The organism is Bacteroides sp. QWL-09 (assembly GCF_058683585.1).
Genome location: NZ_CM178748.1, coordinates 1,533,809 through 1,558,186 on the forward strand (window position 1 = coordinate 1,533,809; position 24,378 = coordinate 1,558,186).

At 38.9% G+C, this 24,378-nt stretch carries 18 protein-coding genes and 2 pseudogenes; 16 read left to right on the plus strand and 4 right to left on the minus strand.

Translation table 11 applies throughout. The features are described 5' to 3' along the window. Nucleotides 1-250 precede the first annotated feature (250 nt). From AC4PG5_RS06040 to AC4PG5_RS06065, 6 genes are all read left to right on the plus strand, one after another. Nucleotides 251-3,370 carry a SusC/RagA family TonB-linked outer membrane protein gene (locus tag AC4PG5_RS06040; RefSeq protein WP_492030518.1) on the plus strand — a complete coding sequence of 1,040 codons (3,120 nt, stop codon included), beginning with the start codon at nucleotides 251-253 and terminating at the stop codon, nucleotides 3,368-3,370. A 17-nt stretch (nucleotides 3,371-3,387) separates the two neighbouring features. Then, entirely contained in the window at nucleotides 3,388-4,758 is a 1,371-nt protein-coding gene (locus tag AC4PG5_RS06045; protein WP_492030519.1) for a RagB/SusD family nutrient uptake outer membrane protein, read from the plus strand. 178 nt (nucleotides 4,759-4,936) lie between these two features. Then, nucleotides 4,937-7,258, plus strand: coding sequence for a GH92 family glycosyl hydrolase (locus tag AC4PG5_RS06050; protein ID WP_492030520.1), 2,322 nt, complete (start codon nucleotides 4,937-4,939; stop codon nucleotides 7,256-7,258). A gap of 22 nt (nucleotides 7,259-7,280) precedes the next feature. Beyond that, a complete protein-coding gene (locus tag AC4PG5_RS06055) occupies nucleotides 7,281-8,111 on the plus strand; it encodes a basic secretory protein-like protein (protein WP_492030521.1) in 831 nt (276 codons plus the stop codon). Continuing rightward, nucleotides 8,108-10,363, plus strand: a complete 2,256-nt coding sequence (locus AC4PG5_RS06060; protein WP_492030522.1) for a GH92 family glycosyl hydrolase — start codon at nucleotides 8,108-8,110, stop codon at nucleotides 10,361-10,363. Before AC4PG5_RS06055 ends, AC4PG5_RS06060 begins: the two co-directional genes overlap by 4 nt. A gap of 288 nt (nucleotides 10,364-10,651) precedes the next feature. Then, a complete protein-coding gene (locus AC4PG5_RS06065; RefSeq protein WP_492030523.1) occupies nucleotides 10,652-11,764 on the plus strand; it encodes a BPL-N domain-containing protein in 1,113 nt (370 codons plus the stop codon). 185 nt (nucleotides 11,765-11,949) lie between these two features. Here the strand turns inward: AC4PG5_RS06065 and AC4PG5_RS06070 are convergent, their stop codons facing one another. Further along, on the minus strand, nucleotides 11,950-13,320 hold the full coding sequence (locus AC4PG5_RS06070; protein WP_492030524.1) for a metallophosphoesterase: 1,371 nt from the start codon (nucleotides 13,318-13,320) through the stop codon (nucleotides 11,950-11,952). A gap of 238 nt (nucleotides 13,321-13,558) precedes the next feature. Here AC4PG5_RS06070 and AC4PG5_RS06075 point away from each other — a divergent pair, with 238 nt between their 5' ends. The 7 genes and pseudogenes from AC4PG5_RS06075 to AC4PG5_RS06105 all read left to right on the plus strand — a co-directional run bounded on the left by AC4PG5_RS06075 (nucleotide 13,559) and on the right by AC4PG5_RS06105 (nucleotide 18,827). Continuing rightward, nucleotides 13,559-14,404 carry a DUF6597 domain-containing transcriptional factor gene (locus AC4PG5_RS06075; RefSeq protein ID WP_492030525.1) on the plus strand — a complete coding sequence of 282 codons (846 nt, stop codon included), beginning with the start codon at nucleotides 13,559-13,561 and terminating at the stop codon, nucleotides 14,402-14,404. Between the two features lie 76 nt (nucleotides 14,405-14,480). Further along, nucleotides 14,481-15,101 (plus strand): CatA-like O-acetyltransferase, family 2, encoded by a 621-nt coding sequence (locus tag AC4PG5_RS06080; protein WP_492030526.1) that lies wholly within the window; start codon nucleotides 14,481-14,483, stop codon nucleotides 15,099-15,101. 281 nt (nucleotides 15,102-15,382) lie between these two features. After that, nucleotides 15,383-16,317: pseudogene (gene traN / locus AC4PG5_RS06085) on the plus strand (conjugative transposon protein TraN). 97 nt (nucleotides 16,318-16,414) lie between these two features. Further along, a pseudogene (locus AC4PG5_RS06090) lies at nucleotides 16,415-16,969 on the plus strand (conjugal transfer protein TraO). Nucleotides 16,970-16,975: 6 nt separating this feature from the next. Then, nucleotides 16,976-17,419, plus strand: coding sequence for a DUF3872 domain-containing protein (locus AC4PG5_RS06095; protein WP_492030527.1), 444 nt, complete (start codon nucleotides 16,976-16,978; stop codon nucleotides 17,417-17,419). Nucleotides 17,420-17,521: 102 nt separating this feature from the next. Beyond that, on the plus strand, nucleotides 17,522-17,758 hold the full coding sequence (locus AC4PG5_RS06100; protein WP_492030528.1) for a hypothetical protein: 237 nt from the start codon (nucleotides 17,522-17,524) through the stop codon (nucleotides 17,756-17,758). Then, nucleotides 17,742-18,827 carry a hypothetical protein gene (locus AC4PG5_RS06105; RefSeq protein WP_492030529.1) on the plus strand — a complete coding sequence of 362 codons (1,086 nt, stop codon included), beginning with the start codon at nucleotides 17,742-17,744 and terminating at the stop codon, nucleotides 18,825-18,827. The genes AC4PG5_RS06100 and AC4PG5_RS06105 overlap by 17 nt, the downstream gene beginning before the upstream one ends. Nucleotides 18,828-18,913: 86 nt before the next feature. On the opposite strand, the gene AC4PG5_RS06110 is transcribed toward AC4PG5_RS06105, so the two are convergent. From AC4PG5_RS06110 to AC4PG5_RS06120, 3 genes are all read right to left on the minus strand, one after another. Further along, complete coding sequence (locus AC4PG5_RS06110; RefSeq protein ID WP_492030530.1) at nucleotides 18,914-19,117, minus strand: DUF3873 domain-containing protein; 204 nt, start codon at nucleotides 19,115-19,117, stop codon at nucleotides 18,914-18,916. A gap of 256 nt (nucleotides 19,118-19,373) precedes the next feature. Continuing rightward, nucleotides 19,374-19,907 (minus strand): antirestriction protein ArdA, encoded by a 534-nt coding sequence (locus AC4PG5_RS06115; RefSeq protein ID WP_492030531.1) that lies wholly within the window; start codon nucleotides 19,905-19,907, stop codon nucleotides 19,374-19,376. Between the two features lie 379 nt (nucleotides 19,908-20,286). Continuing rightward, nucleotides 20,287-20,739, minus strand: coding sequence for a JAB domain-containing protein (locus tag AC4PG5_RS06120; protein WP_492030532.1), 453 nt, complete (start codon nucleotides 20,737-20,739; stop codon nucleotides 20,287-20,289). A 503-nt stretch (nucleotides 20,740-21,242) separates the two neighbouring features. Between AC4PG5_RS06120 and AC4PG5_RS06125 the strand changes: the two genes are divergently transcribed. The 3 genes from AC4PG5_RS06125 to AC4PG5_RS06135 are packed head-to-tail and all read left to right on the plus strand — an operon-like array spanning nucleotide 21,243 to nucleotide 24,366. Further along, nucleotides 21,243-21,488, plus strand: coding sequence for a helix-turn-helix transcriptional regulator (locus AC4PG5_RS06125; protein ID WP_492030533.1), 246 nt, complete (start codon nucleotides 21,243-21,245; stop codon nucleotides 21,486-21,488). An 8-nt stretch (nucleotides 21,489-21,496) separates the two neighbouring features. After that, nucleotides 21,497-22,846, plus strand: coding sequence for a toll/interleukin-1 receptor domain-containing protein (locus AC4PG5_RS06130; RefSeq protein WP_492030534.1), 1,350 nt, complete (start codon nucleotides 21,497-21,499; stop codon nucleotides 22,844-22,846). Next, a complete protein-coding gene (locus AC4PG5_RS06135; RefSeq protein ID WP_492030535.1) occupies nucleotides 22,843-24,366 on the plus strand; it encodes an argonaute/piwi family protein in 1,524 nt (507 codons plus the stop codon). The genes AC4PG5_RS06130 and AC4PG5_RS06135 overlap by 4 nt, the downstream gene beginning before the upstream one ends. The last annotated feature ends 12 nt before the right edge of the window (nucleotides 24,367-24,378 follow it).

Consider the following 24,378-nt stretch of genomic DNA (forward strand, 5'->3'; position numbering starts at 1 on the left):
AAGCTCTAATATAGAGATCTATTCAGGGGATAACACATCAAGCTTCACCTCTTAGCATTCAATACGTTAAAAACAGACCAGAAAATGTACTCTATTGTGCCATTTGTGCTCTATAGAGACTTTTTTAGGTGTGACATCATTTTGGCATGACTGAGAACATCTATTAATTTTCTATGTCCGTAATTTGCGTCAGTGAAAATCATTCACCTATAAAGAGAAAGTTTAACCTTATTTTATTAAACAAAATCACATGAAAAATCATTTTGTAGGTTTGCAGTCCACCTCAGGGATGCTAAAAAAGACTTGCATCGTTGCTTTATCATTAGCTACTGTTTTTCCAATCCACGCAAGTACTATTAAGGGAGAAACAAGCCTGCTAAGTTTACCAGAAAAAAGCATGAAGCAACAACACTCCAAAGTCATAAAAGGATTAGTTCAAGACAAAAACCATGAACCTATTATTGGTGCTACAGTAGTGGCTAAGGGAAGCAACGCCGGAATCATCACCGATCTAAACGGACGATTCACCATTGAAGTTCCTGACGGAGTCACTAAATTACTCTTTTCATATATTGGATATTCTACAGTGGAAGTAGACATCCATGAGAAATCCACAATCAATGTTACCCTATTTGAAGATGTTGTCAGTTTACAAGACGTTGTGATTGTAGGATACAATTTAGTAAAGCGCGGACAAATCACTGGAGCCATCGATCAGATCAAAAGTGATAAGATCTCACAACAGACCTCGGCAGCTTTAGAAGACCGTTTACAAGGAAAGATTGCCGGGTTAATGATTTCCACAGGATCTGGACAACCAGGCAGTAATGATGTAAAGATCAGAGTTCGTGGTACCGGATCAATCAACGGATCAAACACTCCTTTATATATTCTAGACGGAATAATGATTGAAGCAGCACAATTTGCTTCGCTAAACAATGATGACATACAAGATGTTCAGGTTTTGAAGGATGCTTCAGCAACAGCAATCTACGGATCAAGAGGTGCCAATGGAGTTATTGTCATCACCACAAAGAAAGGATCGGAAGGTAAAACACAAGTGAGCTATAATTTAAAGATAGGCATGTCAATGCTTCGCAAACCGGAAAGTCGCATGATGACCGGAGCAGAAAATATCCTTTATCAGAGCTACTGTGTAGAAGCAAATCCTTATTCAAAATCATTCCCATTGATGCGTCTTTTGGGGTTGGAACAAAAAGCCACTGCTGGCACCATTACGCCATCTGAGCAACAAGAATTGACTGCAGGAGCAAGTCGCCTAGCTACAGCACGTTCAACTGACACTGATTGGATAGATGAGATGACTCAAACTGGTCTAACAATGGATCATAGCATTACGCTCTCAGGAGGTACTGAAAAAACAAAATTCTTTGTTTCCGGTTCTTACCTTGATCAAGAAGGTTCGTTGGTTGGTTCTGAGATGAAACGCTATTCAGCACGTGTCAATTTAGATCATAAGATTAATAATATCTTCGATTTTGGCATCAATGCAAGCACAGGATATTCTAATTCAAAGTTTACAGACCCTAATACCGGTGAAGGTCGCATTGGTTGGACTAATCCTTGGTTTACCGCTTTATTGGCTTATCCGTATGAGTCGCCAGAAAATTGGTACAACGGTGATAATCCAACTCTTATCAATAAGTACTTCCAACGCGATGCAGACTTACTTCGTCTAGTCGGATCGGCTTATCTGAATATACGTTTTACTGATTGGTTACGATTCAAAACTAATTTCGGTATCGATTATTATGGAAAAAAGAGCATGAGCTCTCTTGATCGTGAACATCCAAAATCAACAAGCAATAAAGGATATCTTCAACAATCAACCTCAGACACTCGCCGTTACACATTCACTAACACATTGAACTTTAATAAGATATTTAGAGAAAGACATTCTGTATCTGGTGTAGTTGGGTTCGAATTGTTCGACGGTGTATATTCTGGATTCAATCAGATCGGGTTCGACTTAGACCCATTCATGACTGATACCCCTGCCGGCATCGGTGATAAAACCGGAACATCTAAGAATCCTCCTCGCATAGGTGGTGGTAAAACTCACAGTAACTTACTATCAACTTTCACTCAATGGAACTATACTTACGACAATAGATACAGTGCATCGGCAAGTTTACGCTACGATGAATCATCAAAATTCATCGGAAGCAACAAAGGTGCCATATTCTGGTCTGTAGGTGCTGCTTGGGATTTAAGAAATGAAAATTTCATGGAAAACCTCGATCAAATTGATCAATTAAAAATGCGTGTAAGCTATGGTACAACGGGCAATCAAGATGGCATTGCCGATTTCAGCTCATTCGACGGTTATAGCAAAGTAACCTATGATGGCAAACCTGGATATGCCAACAACGAGTTAGGCAACGAGAACTTGAAATGGGAAACCTCACAACAGTTCGACCTTGGGGTTGATTTAAGAATGTTCAAAAACCGTTTGAATGCTACAGTCGACTTCTATAACAAAACAACCAAAGACTTGTTGATGTGGAAAAAGATCTCACAGATCTCTGGTTTCGGTGACATACAAACTAATGCCGGTTCAGTTCGCAATCGTGGTATCGAACTTGCAGTAAGCGGAACTCCGATACGTACTAAAGACTTCGAATGGAATATCGGAGCCAATATTACATACAACCAAAATGAAATTACGGACTTGGGAACATGGGCCAATGCAGACAATAAATTCGTTGACGGTGATGTCATTTATGAAGTTGGTAAGCCATTAGGAACATGGTATATGAGTGAATGGGCCGGCGTAAATCCTCAATCGGGAGAAGTTTGGTTCTACGACCAAAAAGGAGGAAAAACCGAGAATATTTCAGAAGCTCCGGCAGTAGATAAGTTCAAATCATCAGAAATTCCATGGTTTGGTGGATTCAACACAAGTTTGAGTTATAAAGGCCTTGAATTATCAGCCAATTTCACCTATGCCTTTGGATTCTATATCATGAACTCTAGCCGCTGGTTCTTAGACAATCATAACTTTAATGGAAATAAGCCGGCTTATATGCTCAACATGTGGAGAAAAGAGGGAGACATCACAACCGTACCACGCTTCGGATCTAGAAATAATCCAAGTCCATGGGCTTCACAGTTTCTTGAAGACGGTTCTTACTTGAAACTAAAAACATTGAGGTTGGCTTATACACCATCAAGAAAACTACTAGACAAACTAAAAATCGTGAAGTCGATGACTATGTTTTGCCAAGGAGAGAATTTAGCAACCTTCACTTCTTATAGAGGTCAAGATCCTGAAGTTAATGGCTCAATAGACTTAATGTCCTATCCATTACCAGTTAATGTAACTTTAGGTATCAATATCAATTTCTAATTTCAATAATGATTCGTATGAAAAAGATTATTAATAACATAATTGTAGCCGGATTAATGATATCCACCTCATCCTGTTCTTTCACCGATTTAGAGCCAACCGACAAGATAGGTGAAAACGAAATATTCAGTTCTGTATCGACATTAGAGCAAGTATTAACAGGAACTTATTCTAGAATGTCATTGAGAAAAACCATCAGTGTTAGTGCCGTACTCTCTGACGATGTATACAAAGGTGGACAAAACGGTGGAGCCGGGGACGATTCTTATCAATGGACATATAGTGCAGCTACCGGTGATCATAACATGCTTTGGTCTTCTTACTATTCAGTAATTAGCATGGCCAACCGTGTGATTCGTGGTGCAGAGGGAGTCAAAGCCAATAATGCAAACGAAAGTAAACTGAAAGACAACTGCGTCGGCAGCGCCCTATTCATTCGCGCTTATACCTACTTCGATCTGCTTCGTTTCTTTTCGGATTTCGATAATAAAGAAAGTTATGGCATTCCTTACTCAAAAAGCCCAGTGATCTTACAGACCTTAGGCCGTAACTCGGTCTCTGAGTGTTTTTCCGAAATAGAAAACGATTTGAGCACCGCTATTCCATTGTTAACTCAAGCCACTCCTAATAGCCCAGGGTATGCTTCACAAACTGCAGCAAAAGCCTTATTAGCTCGTGTATATCTTTACGAGAAGAATTATGAGATGGCCTATAAATATGCTTCTGAAGTTTTAACTCAAATGCCAATCGCTTCTATCGACGAATATCCTTCTATCTGGGATGATAGCCGTAACACTGAGGTGATCTTCGAACTCAAACGACTAGCCAATGAAGAAGCTATCGGAACCGTTTTCTTCAGTGCAGACAATAGTAGTTCGTTCGAGCCATCCACAGAACTTATAAACAGCTATCCTACTACAGATATCCGTTTGCAGCTATTCATTGGCGATGGTGTCGATCGTGACGGTGTGAATGTTAAGCGAGTTAATAAATATAAAGGTACGTCGGCAAATGTCGGTTTGGTTAACCAAAAGCTGTTACGTTCGTCAGAAATGTTACTTATCATGGCCGAAGCAAAAGCACAAACCAAACTGTCTGAAGGCAATACACTACTCAATCAATTACGTGCGTCACGCATCAACGGATGGGTTAATCAGACCTACTCAACCAAAGAGGAACTCTTAAATGAGATTTTGTTAGAGAGACGCCGAGAGTTATGCTATGAAGGACATCGTTTCTTCGACATGCGCCGTTTCGATCTACCGATTTATAAACCAATGATCAATAAAACCTTAGATATAGACGATCACCATCGTATCCAGCCCATTCCTCAATCGGAGATGCAAGGAAACTTGGTGATAGCCGAACAACAAAATAGTGGCTATTAATGTTAGTTAGGAGAGAGAAGAATCAATTAGACGATTTCCCGTTCCCGAACTAGAAAGAGAACAGGAGCGGGTTAATCTTCGATTCCCGATCTACTCTAATTTCAGCGTCCTATCTTTCCGGTTTATCCAAAAGGATTGAGGGAAAACACCTAAATTATTATCATCCATTAGATTAGTTATGTATAAGAAACTTATCTCATTAGTCTCATTAGTCTCGTTGACAGTTATCGCTATGGCACAAGTTGAATACGTCAATCCCATTATAGGGACCGATGGTATGGGACATACGTTTCCGGGGGCCTGTGTACCCTTTGGAATCGTCCAGCTAAGTCCGGATACCGATACGATCCCGCATAATGTCAACGGGATATACCAATCCAAGGCTTACGAATATTGTGCAGGATATCAGTATCATGACCAAACAATTGTCGGGTTCAGTCACACCCACATGAGCGGAACCGGACATTCTGATCTGGGAGATGTGCTCATCATGCCAACTACAGGTCCAATAAAACTAAACCCAGGAACAGCCAACCACCCAGAAAATGGATATCGTTCCCGTTTCTCGCATAATACAGAGAAAGCGGCTCCCGGTTATTATGAAGTCATGCTCGACGACTATCATGTAAAAGCGCAACTCACAGCCACTCCACGAACGGGTATCCATAAATATACTTTTCCAAGTGATCAACAAGGGCGGATTGTTCTAGACCTAAATCACGGGATCTATAATTACGATGGAAAAACTTTATGGGCTTCCATACGAGTAGAAAACGATACATTGATTACCGGATATCGTATCACCAATGGTTGGGCAAGAACTAACTATACTTACTTTGCCATTGCGTTATCACAACCGATCAAGAATTATGGCTATGAAGATCATCAACGCATTCTATACAAAGGATGGTGGCGTAAGTTTAATGTCAACCAAAACTTTCCGGAAATGGCCGGTCGCAAATTAGTCGCTTACTTTGAATTTGATACAGAAAAGGATCCGGAATTGATTGTTAAAGTTGGGTTCTCAGCAACTAGCACCAATGGTGCTTTAAAGAATTTGCAAGCAGAAGCAACTTCAAAAAGTTTCGATCAACTAGTACATGAAGCAAGTCAAAATTGGAATAAGCAATTGGAATCTATCGAGATAAACGGCACCAACGATCAACGAGATTTATTCTATACTTCTTACTATCATACGATGATTAATCCTTCCATCTACATGGATGTAGATGGTCAATATCGTGGACTCGATCAGAATATCCACCAAGCAAAAGATTTTAAGAACTATACCATCTTCTCACTCTGGGATACCTATAGAGCCGAACATCCTTTATTGATGCTTATGAAACCAGAAGAAGCAACCGATATGGTCAAATCGATGATCAAACACCAACAGCAAAGTGCTCATAAATTACTTCCCATCTGGAGTCATATGGCTAACGACAATTGGTGCATGAGTGGTTATCATGCCGTATCTGTGTTAGCTGATGCCATCACTAAAGGAGCCCCAATCAACAAAAAGGAAGCTTTAAAAGCAATGATCGAAACGTCGAATGTAGGCTACTATGATGGCATAAGCGATTATATCAAATTGGGGTATGTTCCGTTAGATGCCAACGCCACCGCCGCCTCCACCACACTAGAATACGCTTATGATGATTGGACCATCTATCAAACTGCCCTCAATACCAATGATACCATAACGGCTGAAAAATACAAAAAACGTGCGCTTAGCTATCGCAACATTTTCGACACGAAACTCGGATTCGCTCGTCCGCGCTATAGAGATGGACATTTCAAGAGTGATTTTGACGTCCTACAAACTCATGGAGAAGGCTTTATTGAGGGAAACTCATGGAACTTCTCTTTCCACGTTCCTCATGACATATTTGGATTAATGAAGCTAATGGGCGGTGAAAAATCGTTTAGAAACAAACTAGATCAGCTTTTCACTATGCATCTTGCCGAAGAGTATTATAAGAATAACGAAGATATCACTTCCGACTGCTTAATCGGTGGATATGTTCACGGGAATGAGCCGAGCCATCACATCCCTTACTTATACGCTTGGACATCGCAACCATGGAAAACACAATATTGGACACGTGAAGTCATGAACCGAATGTATCGGAATCACATCCGTGGGCTAAGTGGAAACGACGATTGCGGTCAGATGTCGGCATGGTATGTCTTCACAACCATGGGATTCTACCCTGTATGTCCGGGAACAAATCAGTACGTGTTAGGAGCACCCTATGTGCCTTACGTCAAACTATGTCTGCCAAATGGGAAAGTTCTCGAAATCAAAGCACCACAAGTCAGCGACTCGAAACGTTATGTAAAAGCTGTTAAGCTGAACGGTCAGCCTTACTCAAAAATGTACATCACTCATGAAGATTTATTGAATGGCGGAGTGTTAGAGTTCACTATGAGTTCATCACCGAATAAGAAGCGTGGATTAAACCAATATGACAAACCCTATTCATTGACTAAAGAATAAAAACAATTAAAAATAACATAAAATGAAAAAAAGACAACTGTTGATAACCGCTTGCATCTATCTAGGTCTATCCTCATGCACAGCAAAATCATTAGAAGTAGATCCACAAATAACCACTCCAGAAAAACCTGTTATCGTAATTGAGGATGACAGCATCTGGGGAAAATATTATGTTGGCGACATCATTTTTGAAGATAAAGCTCCTAGCAGCGAAGGTTCACGTATCTATCACGAACTAATACCCAATCCTAAATCATACATTACCCAACAAGCACGAACAGTACTCAACACCTTATATCATAGTCCCAAAGATAGTATTGTACCCGTATACAGACTCCATTACACCTTAGAAGATTCAGATGGTATATCAGCTAAAGGGGGTGGAAATGGTGATATTTCAATCTTTTATAGCACACGCCATATTGCTAATTCCTATGTGGATAAAGACGCAGGCAACGTACTCTTCGAAACTCGTGGCGTATTATTACACGAGCTCACACATGCCTATCAATTAGAGCCTCAAGGCATTGGATCTTATGGTACCAATAAAGTCTTTTGGGCATTTATTGAAGGAATGGCCGATGCTGTTCGTATAGCCAATGGAGGGTTTCACGGTGAGACCGATCGTCCTAAAGGTGGTAACTATATGAATGGTTACAGACACGCCGGTTACTTTTTCGTATGGTTGAGAGACCATAAAGATTCAAATTTCCTACGTAAGTTCAATCACAGTACACTCGAGATCGTACCTTGGTCGTTCGATGCTGCCATTAAATATGCTTTAGGCCAACAATATAGCATAGACGAATTATGGCACGAATATCAAGTTAACATGGGAGATATAAAAGAATGAAAAGAATACTAAATCTTATTTTTTCTTGTGCTTTTGTCTTTGCAGCAGAAGCACAAGAAGAATATCTAACCAGTTATGTAAATCCCTTTGTCGGTACCGACGGCTACGGAAATGTTTATCCGGGTGCTCAACTTCCGTTTGGAGGAATACAGATCAGTCCGGATACTGATGACCATTTTTATGATGCGGCATCGGGCTACAAATATTCTCAACCCACTATCATGGGGTTCAGCCTCAGCCATCTTAGTGGAACGGGGATTCCGGATTTAGGAGACTTCTTATTCGTACCCGGAACAGGTGACATAAAGCCAACTCCAGGCACTCATGAACATCCTGAAGAGGGATATCGCTCTCGCTATTCACATCATCAAGAATGGGCATCTCCAGGATATTATGGCGTTATCCTATCGGATTATGATGTGAAAGCCGAAATGACCTCGGCTATCCGAAGTGGTATTTTTCGCTTTACCTATCCAAAAACCGATAACGCTTTCATCCTAATTGATTTGAATCACACCTTATGGCAAAGTTGCCCATGGTCTAATCTGCGCCAAATGAATGACTCCACAATTGTTGGATACAAACTAGTAAAGGGCTGGGGACCAGAACGGCATATTTACTTCGCAGCCACTTTCTCTTGTAAACTACAAGATTTCTCCATCCTTCAGAATGGTAATCCGGTCGTTTACAACACCAAACGATTCAGAAGTCATAAAGAAGCATGGGGGGAAAAACTCATGGCATGCATCCGCTTCAAAGCAAAAAAAGGTGAAGAAGTTTATGTCAAGACAGCCATATCCGGAGTCAGTACCGATGGAGCTTTATTGAATCTAAAGGAGGTGAATGAATCGACTTTTGATCAAGTTAAAGAGGACGCAAACCGATTATGGGAAAAAGAACTAGGAAAATATCAGATCAAAGGAGATCTGAAGACTAAACAAACCTTTTACAGTAATGTCTATCACACGGCACTACATCCGTTTATTTACCAAGATAACGATGGAAAATACCGTGAGTTAGACAAAAATATAGGCGTCGCAGATAGTTTCACCAATTATACCGTATTCTCACTTTGGGACACCTATCGCGCGTTTCATCCCCTACTCAACCTCGTCAACCAGCCATTAAATGCCGACATTGCCAATTCGATGCTAGTACATTTCGACAAGAGCGTAGAACAAATGCTCCCGATCTGGTCCTTCTATGGTAATGAAACTTGGTGTATGATTGGTTATCATGCTGTCTCAGTTCTTGCAGACATGATCGTGAAAGGCGTGAAAGGATTCGATTATGAACGCGCATTCAAAGCCATGAAAGCCACAGCGATGAACCAACATTACGATTGCCTTCCTGAATACACCCAATTAGGATATGTTCCTTTCGACAAAGAGGCAGAATCCGTCTCTAAAACTTTGGAATATGCTTACGATGATTATTGCATTGCTCGTGCCGCCAAAGTTTTAGGCAAAGAGTCCGACTACCAGTACTTCATGCACCGTGCTATGAGTTACAAGAACCTGATAGACCCTGAAACAAAATATATGAGAGGCCGTGACTCGCAAGGCAACTGGCGCACACCATTCACCCCAACAGCATATCAAGGCCCGGGTTCAATACACGGTTGGGGTGACATCACAGAAGGATTCACTATGCAATACAGCTGGTATGTTCCACATGACTTTCAAGGTTATATCGACATCGCTGGTAAAGCATTCTTATTAAAACAACTTGATAGACTATTTACTACCGAAATGGGACAAGATATTCCTGGCGCACATGACATACAAGGCCGTATCGGCGCTTATTGGCATGGCAACGAACCTTGTCACCATATTGCCTATTTATACAATCAATTGGGCGAACCTTGGAAATGTCAAAAATGGATTCGAGAAATCGTTAAGAGGTTTTACGGCGATGAACCGAACTCTTTAAGTGGAAACGATGACTGCGGACAAATGTCAGCCTGGTATATTTTCTCTTGTATGGGATTTTATCCGGTAGCCCCAAGCAGTAATATCTATAGCATAGGTTCTCCTTGTTTGGAAACAATGACTACTCGTTTAAGTAATGGAAAAGAGATAAAAGTAACTACAAGCAACTGGTCTGATGACCACGTTTATTTAAAAGAGGTGCGTCTAAACGGTAAACGTTTGCAAACCCCTTTTATTCATTACGATGATATTAAAGACGGAGCGACCTTACATTTCATCATGAGTAATCGTCCGGTAAAAAACTGTTTTAAAAAACAATAAGTTCATAGAAAATCTGAAGGTCACAACGGCGTAGGATACTCTAGAGTCGTGCGATAATTATTTAGGGGGAAGCTGTCAGTATAAAGCTCAAAAGGCTAATACTGGCAGCTTTATAATTAATGACAGTCACCAATAGAACGATTCACGCAAAACCAAACTCATTTAAAAGTCCCCTTCCCCTTTGTTTTTTATTTAGATAAACTATCTTTGTAAAATCTGTTTACGATCTAAGTCACACAAACAGACAACATGATTCATGACTAAATAAGTAACATCTAATTCATCGCTATGAAAAAAATAAGAATTCTTTTTATCATCGCCACTCTTTGTACCATACAAGCAATAGCTCAAAACAAAATACAAGTCGGCGTTTTTCAAGGTAACGGCGCTTCCGAGACCTGCGTGTGGGAAACCGTATCGGCTTGTCATACCGACCGCTCGTTAGAGACTCAGATTGTAACCACCAAAGATTTAGCTTCAGGAAAACTAACGACACTTGATGTTCTTATCATTCCGGGTGGTGGAGGAAGCCGAGAATACCTCAATATGGGTGGAGAAAACCATAAACGTATCAAAAACTTTGTAAAGAACGGAGGTGGTCTCATTGGTATCTGTGCCGGTGCTTACCTCACTTCGAATACCCCCGGTTATAGTTGCCTGAAGATGAGTGGCGGCAAAGCTATTGATATCGAGCACGATAATAGAGGTCGTGGAGTCGTGAAAGTCACGCTAAACGACGAAGGGAAAAAGATCTTTTCGGAGGTGGCCAATAGAGACACCCTTTATTTGATGTATTACGAAGGTCCGGTCATCGTGCCTGAAAAAAGCTCCCCTTATCAATACGCAAGCCTAGCCACCATGCAAAGTGATGTTCATGTCGAAGGTAACGCACCATCTAACATGACCAATAACCGGCCATTCTTTTATCTCACTTCCTATGAAAAAGGAAAAGTATTTTCCGTGGTTGGACACCCGGAGGCCACACCAGGTATGCAATGGATGATTGCCAAAATGGTACATACCGTTGTTGCTCCAGAAAAAAATCATCCGGCCATGATTGCCTCTAAATGGATCAACCCCACCCTTTTTGAAAAAGAGATTTTGATGACAGCTGAACGTCGTAAAACAGAAAACGAACTCTTCAAAACATTACTCTACGGCGATTCAAAAAGTAAAACAGAAGCGATCCAATGGATTGAAGAAGTACTCTCATGGGATGGAAAACGCTGGCTCCAAGGTCTCCTTTTCGACAGTGATAAAGCCGTCCGTCTACAAGCCACGCTAACCATAAGAAAGGGCATGTACCATTATTATCTTTCAGATTTAAAGATCGCCTATCAAAACGAGAAAGATAAGAAAGTACGTTCGGAAATGTTAAAAGCCATCGATCGATTAAAATAACGCACTTCAACAACAGAAGTAAGCGACTACAAAATATGAGTCGCTTAACATCCACAAATAACATTACAAAAGAAGTCTCACGATATTAAAAAATGGTGAGACTTCTTAGTTTATCACAAAATCTTACCCTAACCTTTCAAGACAAAAATGATAAACGCTATATCTATATTATAAAAACCAAGGTTCTATAGGTTGACCTCTTGGTTGCCCACCAATTCGTGTTTTCCGTAACGATATTGATAGAGACCAACTTGCAATTTATCTTTATTAGATTGAATCGGATAAATCACCACAAAGTTCATTTTTAATCCATCTTGATCAATCACGGCATTTTTATCACGTGTCTTCTGATCCTCCCACGTACCTGAATTAACATAAACATATTTCTTTCCATTCGAAGAACTCGTGTAAGTCTTGATCATCGGTTCATGCGTATGCCCAAAAACCACAATGCGAATATCCAACGACTCATCTTCAAAATACTGAACATTGGCTTGTTCATCAATAAACGTGGTTTCCAGACTACCAACGATAGCTTTATCAATCTCCGTCATGGCATTAACATTATTGTATTTCTGGCGGGCATCCCAGTTCGTTTGAGTAAACAAACCATTGTATAGTTTCATCTGAATACGACCATCTATCGCACTGTTTTGAGGTAAAATATCATTAATCGAATACGTCTTTGTATAATTTCCCACATTCGTCTTAATAATAGGATCGTCAAACTGATCTTTCACATAAATAATGTTCTCTATCACCGTTTTCCACAACGTATAGTAGATGAATTTGCTCTGTTGTTCGGCATCCCCTGTCCCATTCTTTATCACATTAGGCACTTTAGTTGCCGCTTCTTTAGTTGTTGGATCAGTAAACGAATTGGCAGCGATACGAGCAAAGAAATAACCCGGAGGTAAGGTTGCACCCGGTGCCTCACTCTCATTAGCTCCCGGAGTCATCGCACAGAAGAAATCGTACCGATGACCATGTTCAATGGCTATTTGTGGATAACCATCAGGATGGTAGGTACCCACACCAAACTTCTCACCACTATCACGGGCTTGGTTTACTCCCGGAAGAGCAATATTGATATTTTCAGGCTTGAAACCCATATCATGATTACCCGGTACATAAGTCAGCTTAATCTTTCCATCTTTAATGATACCATTCAAAACATCGAAAATAGATTGATTGGCTGCCACCGATTTTCTAACAAAATCGGCTTGAGAGCCTCCACCATAAGTGTCCGTTCGCGTTGGGATATACCATTCATCAAGAATATCACCCCCTAGAACCAATTCTTTAACGGTAGCCGACGAGCGTACTTCATTAAGGAATTGCTCCAACCGTTTCAAATGTTTCACATTCTCGGAGTACGACAAATCATTACCCAAATGCAAATCGCTTATGACAACGATCTTATCACGTTTATCATTAAGACTTGCAGTTGTTGTATCAAAAGGATTCACCACAGGCTCTTCGGTGTCAGAGCCACAAGAGGCTAAACCAAAGATTGATACAACCAATACACAGAAGAAACTTATTTTTTTCATCATGCTATAACTATTTGAGAGATTCATTAATTCTTTGATTAAATCATTTTAGTACGGCAAAGTAAGCTGATGTTTCATAAAGTGATGTTTCACAATCACAAAATTGGTGTATCATAATCACAAAAAATGACGAATGACTAGTGTAAAAACAAATCTAGGACTCATATCATTGCACCTCTTCCAAAATCTATATTTTTTTTATAGAATGATGTGACACCTAAAAAAGTTATAACTTTGTAAAATGATTCAAGAGGAATTTATATTTTACAAACCTTGTGAGCCACTACAACCGTATATAAGGTATTATTGGATATTCAAAAATAATCAGCCGATGAATACCCTCACTTTCCCCATAGGTTGTCCGCAACTCATTTTTCATAAAAAATCTCCACTTTATATTCCTGAGTTAAAAACGACTCAAGACACGTTAACAATTAGTGGTCAAGTAAATTTCTCATCACACTTGTACTCCAACGGAAACACCGAAATGATCGTGATCGTATTTCACCCCCATACGATGAGTGCGTTTCTAAATGTGCCAACCTCTCTATTCTATAATCAAGAAGTTTCAGGGTACAATCTCGATAACAGATCCCTGACCGAATTGGCTGAACAAATATTTGAATGTGAAAATAATAGATATTGTATAGGACTAATAGAGCAATGGTTACTATCACAAATCACGATTAACTTGCTTCATTCTTCCCGTACTAAAAGATATAGTGCAATAGAACAAAACCTAAAAAGGATGGCTACCGTCATAAAAAAAATAAATCTCGCCCCAAAAGCCTCTGTCACCGAGCTGTCTTCTATATCTTGTCTAAGTAAAAAACAATTTGAGCGATTATTCAACTCCCTGGTCGGAATAAATCCCAAAGAATACACTTTAATTGTCCGTTTCCAGAAAGCATTAGAGCTTATGCAAAACCATTCAGATGAAATAACTCAGACTCAAATAGCCTATCTAAGTGGTTATGCCGATCAATCACATTTTATAAGAGAGTTCAAAAAAATTAGTGGGTACACGCCGACATCCTTGCTAAAAGAGTGCAACCCTTATTCTGATCTATTCACTAATCCAATATAATGTCTCATTTGTTCTATTCAAACTCGAACGGTTCCAATACTTTTGTCATCGATTTATAAATAAAACAATATTGAATATGAAAGAAGTACTCCCCAATGACACCAAACGAGCATATGCCTTTGAAATGTGGATGGAATCACCGATGCCAATGGTAACCTTTTTCAAAACGTTAAACGTATCGCATCTAGTCAGAATGAGTAAAAAGAAAAGATTGAAGTTCAACATGCTTATGTGTTACTGCATTGGCAAAGCAGCAAGCAACATTGAAGAATTTTACCTGCTACCAGTAGGACGCAAGTTGATGCAATACGATAATATGGCAGTCAACACGATTGTAACCAACAAAAAAGGAGAAGTTAGCTCATGCGATATACCATTCACAAATGATTTATCCAGATTCAATGCCTCTTATCTACAACTCACAAAACAAGTAAGCGAAAGTTGCATCAACCATGATTTGATAACAAGCATGATTATTGGGACTTCTGCACTTGCACAGTATGAAATAGACGGTGTGGTAGGTATGTATAGTGGTATTTTCAACAACCCATTCCTGATTTGGGGAAAATACAAACGTCATTTCTTCAAAACAACACTCACCGTATCTTTACAATTTCATCATGTGCAAATGGACGGTGCTCACGCATCCTTTTTTTTGGATCTCCTTCAAAAAGAGATCAATGGATTAAATGCATAGCTTAGAAAGGTAATTCTATTAAATATGAAACTACCCCAAAGCACTCCTTTGTTCAAGAAACTAAGCCGATGAATTTAAAATCGAAAAACTAGAAAACAGGCTGTAAGAAAAAGAAAACAAGGCGCCAAATACAACAGATGAACAATTTGCTCTACTTGAAAAGCCTTATCAACTATCTCTCCAAGAAATTCCGCACAATGAAAGTCCACCTAAAAGCGGCCTAAAAAGTCGTGCTATAAGCAAAACAGAACTAATTTATAAACACCAAAATTCCAATTAAAATGAAAAAGTTATTTGTTATGTTCGCCCTTATGCTGGGCGTGGATCTGTTCAGACACAGGTAAACGACACAGTGCGCAATGTCTCCGGTAACGATTTGTATCAGGGTATCACCCGCAAACTCCCGTACCGCCAAATGGTAACGCCCTACGGCGTGCAGGTTACGTTTGCCAAAACGGTGCATATTATTTTCCCCTCCGCCGTCCGCTATGTGGATTTGGGGAGTAACCACATTATTGCCGGAAAAGCGGATGGAGCGGAAAACGTAATCCGTGTGAAAGCCACCACAGAGGGATTTCCCGGTGAAACCAATTTCAGCGTAATTTGTGAAGATGGTAGTTTTTTCAGTTTCAATGCGAAGTATGCCCGTGAACCGGAGCTACTGAACATCGAGATGAAAGACTTTTTGGAGAACGAAGATTGTACCGACTTCTCGCACACCCGCATGAATATCTACTTTCGGGAACTGGGGAACGAAAGCCCGCTATTGGTGAAACTGATAATGCAGAGCATCTACAATAATAACGACCGCAAGATTCGCCATTTGGGTAGCAAACGGTTCGGTATTCAGTTCGTTGTCAAGGGGATTTATACCTACAACGGGATTCTGTACGTGCATACGCAGACCAAAAACAGTTCCAACGTGCCTTTCGATACGGACTTTATCAAGTTTAAGATAATCGACAAGAAAGTGGCAAAGCGCACAGCGATTCAGGAAACGGTATTAGATGCGGTACGCAGCTACAAGGAGGTAGTGGAGATTGGCGGCAAATCAACCGTCCGCACGGTGTACGCTCTTCCGAAGTTTACCATTCCTGACGATAAAATTCTGCTGGTGGAACTCTACGAAAAGAACGGCGGGCGACATCAGACCATCCGTGTGGAGAACGAAGATATTGTGAACGCCAGAGTGATTAACGAACTTAAAATCAAGTAAAATGAAAATTTCGAGTAAGAGAGAGCAGAAGCAAAACTTGTTTTGTGTTCTGCCGAACGGAAGAAATTTACACAAAAAATTAATCTGTGTTATAGTAATGGTGTGTTTGTGCCAGACTTTTAACCTGGCACACGCACAACGCTACCTGCCCGGACAAAAGGGAATCCAACTCACGGGCGGAATGGCAGACGGCTTTAAGAAGCCCGGTAAACCGGAATCGGCTTACTATTTCGGTGCTGCGCTTGTCACTTATACCAAAAACGGAAACCGTTGAGTGGTCGGTGCGGAATACTTCAATAAGGAGTATGAATATAAGGATGTAACCGTTCCGGTAAGCCAGTTTACAGGCGAAGGCGGGTATTATATCAAACTCCTTTCCGACCGCCGGAAAACCTTCTTCCTGTCCTTCGGGCTGTCAGCTCTTGCCGGATACGAAATAAGCAACTGGGGAGATAAGGAATTATACGATGGCTCTACCCTTACAAATAAGGATGCCTTTATTTATGGTGGGGCTGCTACGTTGGAACTGGAAACATACCTGACAGACAGGGTAGTGTTCTTAATCAATACCCGTGAACGTGGGTTGTTCGGTTCTTCCATCGGGAAGTTCCACACACAGTTCGGGGTCGGTTTTAAATTCATAATAAATTAATGCGATATGAAAAAGATAATCAGAAACATATTAATGGGGATGTACTTGCTGGGAGCAATGCTGCTGGTGTTTTCTTGTAATGATAAGCTGGATATTCAGCAGGTTTACCCGTTCACAGTAACAACGATGCCCGTACAGAAACGGATTAAGATGGGCGAAACAGCAGAAATACGTTTTCAACTTCAAAGGGAAGGCTATTACCAAGAAACAAAGTATTTCATCAGGTATTTCCAGCCGGATGGGAAAGGAACGCTGCGGATGGCAGACGAAACGGTTTTTCTTCCAAATGATTTATACCCACTTCCGAGCGAAACGTTCCGCCTGTACTATACTTCCGCTTCCACCGACCAGCAACAAATTGACATATATATTGAAGACAGCTTCGGGCAGGTGGTACAGCTAACATTTGCTTTTAATAATGAGAATGAGAAAGAAGAGCAGAAAGAGTAAGCGACTTTAGCCAACCTGTTGAAAAACACCTGATAAGAATTTTGTCAGGTGTTTTTTTATGGGTATTTTTGCAGAAAATATCATTTCTCAAAATGAAGTAATATGAGCAAATATACTTTAAACACAGTACATGATGATGAGCTACGATTGCTTATCGAAAAATTAGGATTATTAGAAAAGCTTAATCAAGGGAGGCTCAAATGTAAGTTTACAGGAACAACGATTACCTTTGATAACCTATACTCAATCTTTCCTGAATCAGGAGATATAAAATTAGTGTGTGATATTCCAGATGCAATAAAACTTTTTACTGAATATGTTCATGAACGCAAAATTTAACTTGTTTGAGAATTTGAATATAAATTTCAATATTTCAATTTGGACTGTATCTACAATAACTCTTGCTGGGTTATTCGTATATTATTTGAAAAATCCTGAAAAATTCGAGAAACTTGTTGCTTTAGTAGCAAAATTTTTCAACTACATAACTCATAAATTCGATAAGACATATATCAAATATGACTTGCAAGGGAAAATTAATAGTTACGTAAAAAAGGTTGCAAAAAAAGTCAAACATTTAAATGTAAATAAAGTTAACATACAATGGATTGATGTCGAAAACATAACTCCTGAGAGCTATATCAAAGATGGCGAATTGATTATAAGACTACACAAAAGCGACAATCAGAACAAAAACATTGTAAACGCATCAATGGTTTTTATTTCAAATGCTTTTTTAAAGAAAGCAAAGTCATATATTGCAAAATACCAACGAGAGTCTTTAGATATTTATGCCTGCTACGATTTGTTGAAAAGTGAAAAATCAGAGATACTAGACCAATTCGTTCAAGATTTCATGAAAGAAAAAATGGACAATGATAAAATCGCAGACTTATTCGAAATATATGATGATATTAACAAAGCCGGAATATTCTATCCTATTTTAGTACAGGAACTCACATTTCTTGGAGAAAAGGTTTTCAATCGAAAAAGAGATGAAAATGTTATATATGAGGAAGTTAAGCAGTTGATTTATTACCTAAACAACTATGCTAACAGAAAATTCAGGGAAGACTCTATTAGTGATTTCACCGGAACTTACTGCAAATTTGCCATAAGGATAATTGGAAAACAATATAAAGTATCTGCACAGGGAGAAAAAGTATACATTAACAATATTAGCAAGGTCAATTCAGGAAATGAAACTTTGTATCTAATTGGAAATGTTGAGAATAAGAGTTTCATTAAAAAGATTTTCAACAAATGCAAAGGACGCATAGATTACTCCATTCTAACAGAGGAAAGTTATTCTGCGATTATCAAAAATGGAGAAGGGGGTGATTACAATGTAGATAATTATTTATTAATATTACGGAGCAATAAAATTCAAGTTTATCATAGGCAATAAGGTTTATTTCTCGGCTTTTTGCTACTTTTTTTCCGCAGCAGCTCATGGAAAAAGTAGCGGGCAGAAGTTTACCGTCCGCCATTTATCTATTTCTTAACAAGCCATTCATCCCGCCGTTTCCGGCACTCTTCCAGCGTTTTCGCTACCGTAGAGAAAAGTTCTCCATCCGTATGGCGATAATCATATTGAAAATATTCTGTTCCCCTGAACGCTCCCGCAATGAACGTTACATATTTTTCTTGTCCCAGCTCTTGGGTCGTGGACACTCCGTTTTTATTTAGTGATTCCATATATTTACAATAATAAAGTTAGTAATAAAGCGATGAAAATCGCAGCTATCAAAAGGCTACACAATATAGATACAAATAGCCGCAGGATAAAGCGGATAACGAAAAACGCAATTATCAATACCGCCCATATACCCGCCGAAGTGGACAGAAAATAAATTACTGAAACCAGCAACCCCACCCGGAACAATAACCTGAATAAACTGCTTGTTTTCATTGTAATGTGTTTTGTGGGCGGGTGTCCCCGCCCGGTGAATAATCAGGAAGCCCGAAAAACAAAACTATCTTCAAACCAATAATCACCCATAAATAGGTCACGGGCAAACTTTTCGTAATCGAAGTATGTTTTTGCGAACTCTGGCAGTTCGTAGCACTCTTCTACAATATCATAGGCGTAATCTTCTTCATCCTTATATTTGCCTTGAAAATCGTCCCTGAATGATGAAATAAGGTCGTTTGCATCTTCGGTTGAAAGGTCGTGCGAACCGTGATTACACCACACTAAAAATGCCTCCTCCTCGTCTTCGCTTAAATCGTCCATTGCATCCCGGATGTCGAAGAAATTTTCTAACAACCAACTTTCGCCGATTAATTCATCCGGTATATTTTCCCAGTCCTGAAACATATATTCCGGGTCTTCTTCGTCTGCGTGTAACTTCTTACAAGCTTCGTAAAATTCGGCTTTGTCCAAAAAGTCGGAAAGGTCAAACCACTTGCCCTCGATTGAGCCATCGTTGTACTTTGCGTATGTACCTACATAAATTCTTGCTTCGCTTAAACTTGTTGCTCCCATGACTTCTGATTTTTTAATGTTTATGCGGATTCTTGAGGTGAGAGAGTTGAGTTTCATAACCTTTTTTCCTGCTTCTCGTAAATCCGACTTTTTTTATATGCGTCTTTCCGTCGGGTCGGTCGTTTTCGTTTCATATATACCTGAAAGTGTATGCTTTAGTCTTTGCAAGTTTTTGTGGAAAAATACTCTCAAGCGAAGCGCAGCAGGAAGATTTTTGCATCAAACCCTTTAGGGCTTGAACTTTCAAAGAGGTTAAGAAGCCGCAAATACTTTTGCATATAGAAATGGAAATGATCAACCGCCCTAGTGGAATGACTGCCTATGGGAGGGTTTTACCATAAAAGAAGCAGGATAAGATCTGATTTCGACAAAAAAAGGGCTATAAAAGCCCTTCATTAGCAAAGCTGTAATGATCTTCTTCGGTCATAATGATATGATCCAGAAAAGAAATATCCAGAAGCTCACAAGCTTCCTTTAGCTTTTTTGTTAACCGAATATCTTCCTGGCTTGGTCGCAGAATGGACGACGGATGATTATGTGAAAAGATGATTGCAGAAGCATGTACTTTCAATGCCGTTTGCATAATGATTTTAATATCAACCAATGTACTGGCCACACCACATTTTGAAATATTGGAAATCCCCAATACCCGGTTAGAACGGTTCATGAAAATAACATAGGCCTCTTCATGGTGTTGCATACATTCCCCGAATGCAATCTTGAAAATTTGTACTGTATCTTCAGAACATTTAACTTGGAAACGTTCGGTTGTTTTCACATTATCCTTATAGGACACTTTGATTTCTGGAATCTTGAAATAATCTATTTTCATGACAAGCAAAATTTAAAATGAAACATTAATTTTTTGCTTTCACGTTCACAGGAAATTCATTCACTTCATGCAAGGTTTTCAGAGGGAATACTACCCGCAGGTGTGGAGATTGCCAGTGCAAACACGCAGTGCCTGACCTTGCTACTTGTGAGTGATTTCCTGTATCTTTGCCTAAAAATTAGTGGAGAAATGACTTTAATATTAAGAGAATGGCAAAGTAGATATTTTTACTTTTCGCTATATATTAGTTTTTCGTTTTTTTCTGCTATCTGCTTCTGTTTGTCGAACGAGTGTCCGATAAGTTTGATGAGCCTATTGAACAGCATAATTAATCTAAAGCACAAACCAACTAAGTAGAAAGTCTCAGGGTTGCGAAAGAAGAACTGGAGCTAATTGAAGTGAATAAGGCTTTCTTACATTTGTTGAGACTTGAGAAATAGTTGCATTTTCTATTCCCAATCTTTATTTACATAAAATATTGAGGACTAAAGGTATATTGCATAATGCAAATCATTATATTTGCAAAACACATCAATAATTTGACTGATGAGAAAGATAATAGGCTAAAAATCGTACTTGTAGAACAGAATAAAACAGGAAAGTGGTTGGCGGAAACGTTGAGGAAGAATGAAGCCACTGTTTCTCGTTGGTGTACTAACGAAGCGCAACCTTCTCTTGAAACATTGGTAAAGATTGCCAAAACGCTTAAGGTTGATGTGAAAAATTTACTTGTTTCAACAATAAAGTAGATGATTAAATGCGTAATAAAGTATTTATAAGCCACGCAACGCCTGACGATAACGATTTTACGAAATGGCTATCTTTAAAACTTATTAGTTTAGGCTATGATGTTTGGTGCGATATTCTGGAATTACAAAAGGGAGTAGATTTTTGGAGTAGTATTGAAAAAGAAATTCGAGAAAATACATGTAAATTCTTAATTGTTTTATCAAAAGTATCCAATCAACGTGAAGGTGTTTTGAAAGAATTAGCTGTCGCAACCAAAATAAAGAAACTATTAACGGACGATTTGTTTATTATTCCATTGGCCATTGACAACAAATTATCCTATGATGACATTAATATTGAATTGGTTCGATTAAATGCTATTGATTTCAAATGTTCATGGGCAAAAGGACTTCAAGATTTACTTGATGCATTGGAAAAACAAAATGTTCCTAAAAATAATCCAGATCCCAATAAAAGCAATTTACTCTATCAGCAAATATTCTTGCAGGATAAGCATGTCATTGAAAAGGAGGAAATTTATGATTCAAATTGGTTTCCTATAATCTCTTTCCCTGACGAGTTAAGGTTTCACAACTATGATTGGCGTTTACCTAATGATTTTGATGTTAGAAGATTGACATTTCCTGCCATTCGATATAAAAAGTACCTCTGTACTTTTGCTTGGGAATATGATTTCACGCATCATTTGCCCAAAACGGAGACTTACGATAACAAGCAAACAATTAGAATACCGACCCCGCAAATCCTATCAGGAGAATATACCAGTCCATTCATTAGTAATGCTGAATGTCAAAGGCTAATAATTCAATTAGTCAACAAAGCTTTTGAATTAAGGATGAAAGATAAAGGAGTCTCTGAATATCCAATGTCAAACAAAATGGGTTATTGGATAAAAAAAGGCATACTTGAAAAAGACAAGTTTGAAAAAGTTCAATTAGTAGGAACACAAAAGGACAAAAATTGGCACTTTGGGATTTCCAGTTTAGCCAAGTTATATCCTTATCATGTATTAATGATTTCATCACATATTTTCTTCACGCAAGATGGACAGACATTAATTGATTCCAAAAGTAAACAACATGCTGCTCGAAGAAAACAAGGAAAAAATTGGTGGAATGATGCTTGGCGTAAACGGCTGCTTGCATTCATAAAATATCTCTCGGATGACAACATCTCATTTTACTTAGAGATGGGCAGTGAAGAAAAAGTACATGTCTCAAATACCCCGCTACAATTTGTCGGACAGGTAAGTTATAATATTCCAAATGACAAAAATCTGGAAGAAGAAGTTGAATTGGATGATTTGAATGGATTGGATAATTTTGATGAAGAAGAAATGGAGGTAACCGGAGAATGAAGGAACTTATTTACATAGAAGAACCAAATGTATTGTTTGCGCATGGACAGAAATGTACGGATGTAAGAGATGGGCTTAGTCTTTTTGGTCCCTTAACTTCTTTATATGGGATTAAAAGCGGAGTTGTTGCCACAAAAGAGGGATTGGATATTTTTAAAGAGTACCTAAATCAAATCCAAAAACCAATTTACAATACAAATAATGTTACTCGCCCGATGTTTCCGGGTTTCGAGGCTGTTTTTGGATGTAAATGGGAATCTAAAAGCGTTGTATTCAAAGAAGTGACTAATGAAGAAATTGGTCAATCTATGTATAATGACAGTACGCATAAACGGACGTATGATTTAGTAACCTTGTTTATAAACAAAATCATTGCTGCGAATAAAAACGATGAGGGAAAAGTTGATGTTTGGTTTGTTATTGTTCCAGATGAAATATATAAGTATTGTCGTCCTAATTCTATTCTGCCAAAAGATTTAATTCAAACAAAAGCACTTATTTCTAAATCTAAAGCAAAGAATTTCCAATATGTACCTACATTATTCGAAGAATTTAATGTTGAGCTAAAAGCGCAGGAGCAAGAGGCGAAAGTATATAATTATGATGCTCAATTTCATGACCAATTAAAGGCGAGGTTGCTATTACACACCATACCAACTCAGATTCTCAGAGAAAGTACCTTGGCATGGCGAAAGATAACCAATAAATTCGGTGCACCAATTAGAGATTTCACAAAAATTGAAGGACATTTGGCCTGGACGGTATCAACCGCCGTTTATTATAAAGCCGGAGGGAAACCGTGGAAATTATCTGATATTAGAAGTGGGGTCTGTTATCTTGGGTTGGTATATAAACAAATTGAAAAAAGCAAAAACCCTAAAAATGCCTGTTGTGCGGCTCAAATGTTCTTAGACAATGGAGATGGTACTGTATTTAAAGGCGAGATTGGCCCTTGGTATAATCCCGAGAAGGGAGAATTTCATTTAAAAACCAAAGAAGCAAAGGCTTTGCTTACCCAAGCCTTAGAATCGTACAAAGAACAAAACGGGGAAGATCCCAAAGAAGTGTTCATTCATGCCAAGACAAGATTCAATATTGAAGAATGGGAAGCCTTCAAGGAGGTTACACCAAAGGAAACAAACCTTGTGGGTGTTACAATAACAAAAACAAAGCCCTTGAAACTTTATAAAACGGAGGGCGATTTTGCAATATTAAGAGGTAACGCATTTGTTGTAAATGATAAAAGTGCTTTTCTATGGACAGTCGGACATGTTCCTAAAATTCAGACCGCATTATCAATGGAAGTCCCAAATCCAATTTTTATTGAGATAAATAAAGGCGAAGCTGATATAACACAAGTTCTAAAGGATATTTTAGCTCTGACAAAATTAAACTACAACGCCTGTATCTATGCAGATGGTGTTCCTGTCACGCTAAGGTTTGCAGATAAAATTGGTGAAATATTGACTGCCAGTACAGATATAAAAGCACCACCATTAGCATTTAAATATTATATATAAATAATTGACATT

Coding starts and splice junctions, on each gene's coding strand:
- AC4PG5_RS06040 (WP_492030518.1), top strand. CDS start 251: ATGAAAAATCATTTTGTAGGTTTGCAGTCCACCTCAGGGATGCTAAAA.
- AC4PG5_RS06045 (WP_492030519.1), top strand. CDS start 3,388: ATGAAAAAGATTATTAATAACATAATTGTAGCCGGATTAATGATATCC.
- AC4PG5_RS06050 (WP_492030520.1), top strand. CDS start 4,937: ATGTATAAGAAACTTATCTCATTAGTCTCATTAGTCTCGTTGACAGTT.
- AC4PG5_RS06055 (WP_492030521.1), top strand. CDS start 7,281: ATGAAAAAAAGACAACTGTTGATAACCGCTTGCATCTATCTAGGTCTA.
- AC4PG5_RS06060 (WP_492030522.1), top strand. CDS start 8,108: ATGAAAAGAATACTAAATCTTATTTTTTCTTGTGCTTTTGTCTTTGCA.
- AC4PG5_RS06065 (WP_492030523.1), top strand. CDS start 10,652: ATGAAAAAAATAAGAATTCTTTTTATCATCGCCACTCTTTGTACCATA.
- AC4PG5_RS06070 (WP_492030524.1), bottom strand. CDS start 13,320: ATGATGAAAAAAATAAGTTTCTTCTGTGTATTGGTTGTATCAATCTTT.
- AC4PG5_RS06075 (WP_492030525.1), top strand. CDS start 13,559: ATGATTCAAGAGGAATTTATATTTTACAAACCTTGTGAGCCACTACAA.
- AC4PG5_RS06080 (WP_492030526.1), top strand. CDS start 14,481: ATGAAAGAAGTACTCCCCAATGACACCAAACGAGCATATGCCTTTGAA.
- AC4PG5_RS06095 (WP_492030527.1), top strand. CDS start 16,976: ATGAAAAAGATAATCAGAAACATATTAATGGGGATGTACTTGCTGGGA.
- AC4PG5_RS06100 (WP_492030528.1), top strand. CDS start 17,522: ATGAGCAAATATACTTTAAACACAGTACATGATGATGAGCTACGATTG.
- AC4PG5_RS06105 (WP_492030529.1), top strand. CDS start 17,742: ATGAACGCAAAATTTAACTTGTTTGAGAATTTGAATATAAATTTCAAT.
- AC4PG5_RS06110 (WP_492030530.1), bottom strand. CDS start 19,117: ATGGAATCACTAAATAAAAACGGAGTGTCCACGACCCAAGAGCTGGGA.
- AC4PG5_RS06115 (WP_492030531.1), bottom strand. CDS start 19,907: ATGGGAGCAACAAGTTTAAGCGAAGCAAGAATTTATGTAGGTACATAC.
- AC4PG5_RS06120 (WP_492030532.1), bottom strand. CDS start 20,739: ATGAAAATAGATTATTTCAAGATTCCAGAAATCAAAGTGTCCTATAAG.
- AC4PG5_RS06125 (WP_492030533.1), top strand. CDS start 21,243: ATGCAAATCATTATATTTGCAAAACACATCAATAATTTGACTGATGAG.
- AC4PG5_RS06130 (WP_492030534.1), top strand. CDS start 21,497: ATGCGTAATAAAGTATTTATAAGCCACGCAACGCCTGACGATAACGAT.
- AC4PG5_RS06135 (WP_492030535.1), top strand. CDS start 22,843: ATGAAGGAACTTATTTACATAGAAGAACCAAATGTATTGTTTGCGCAT.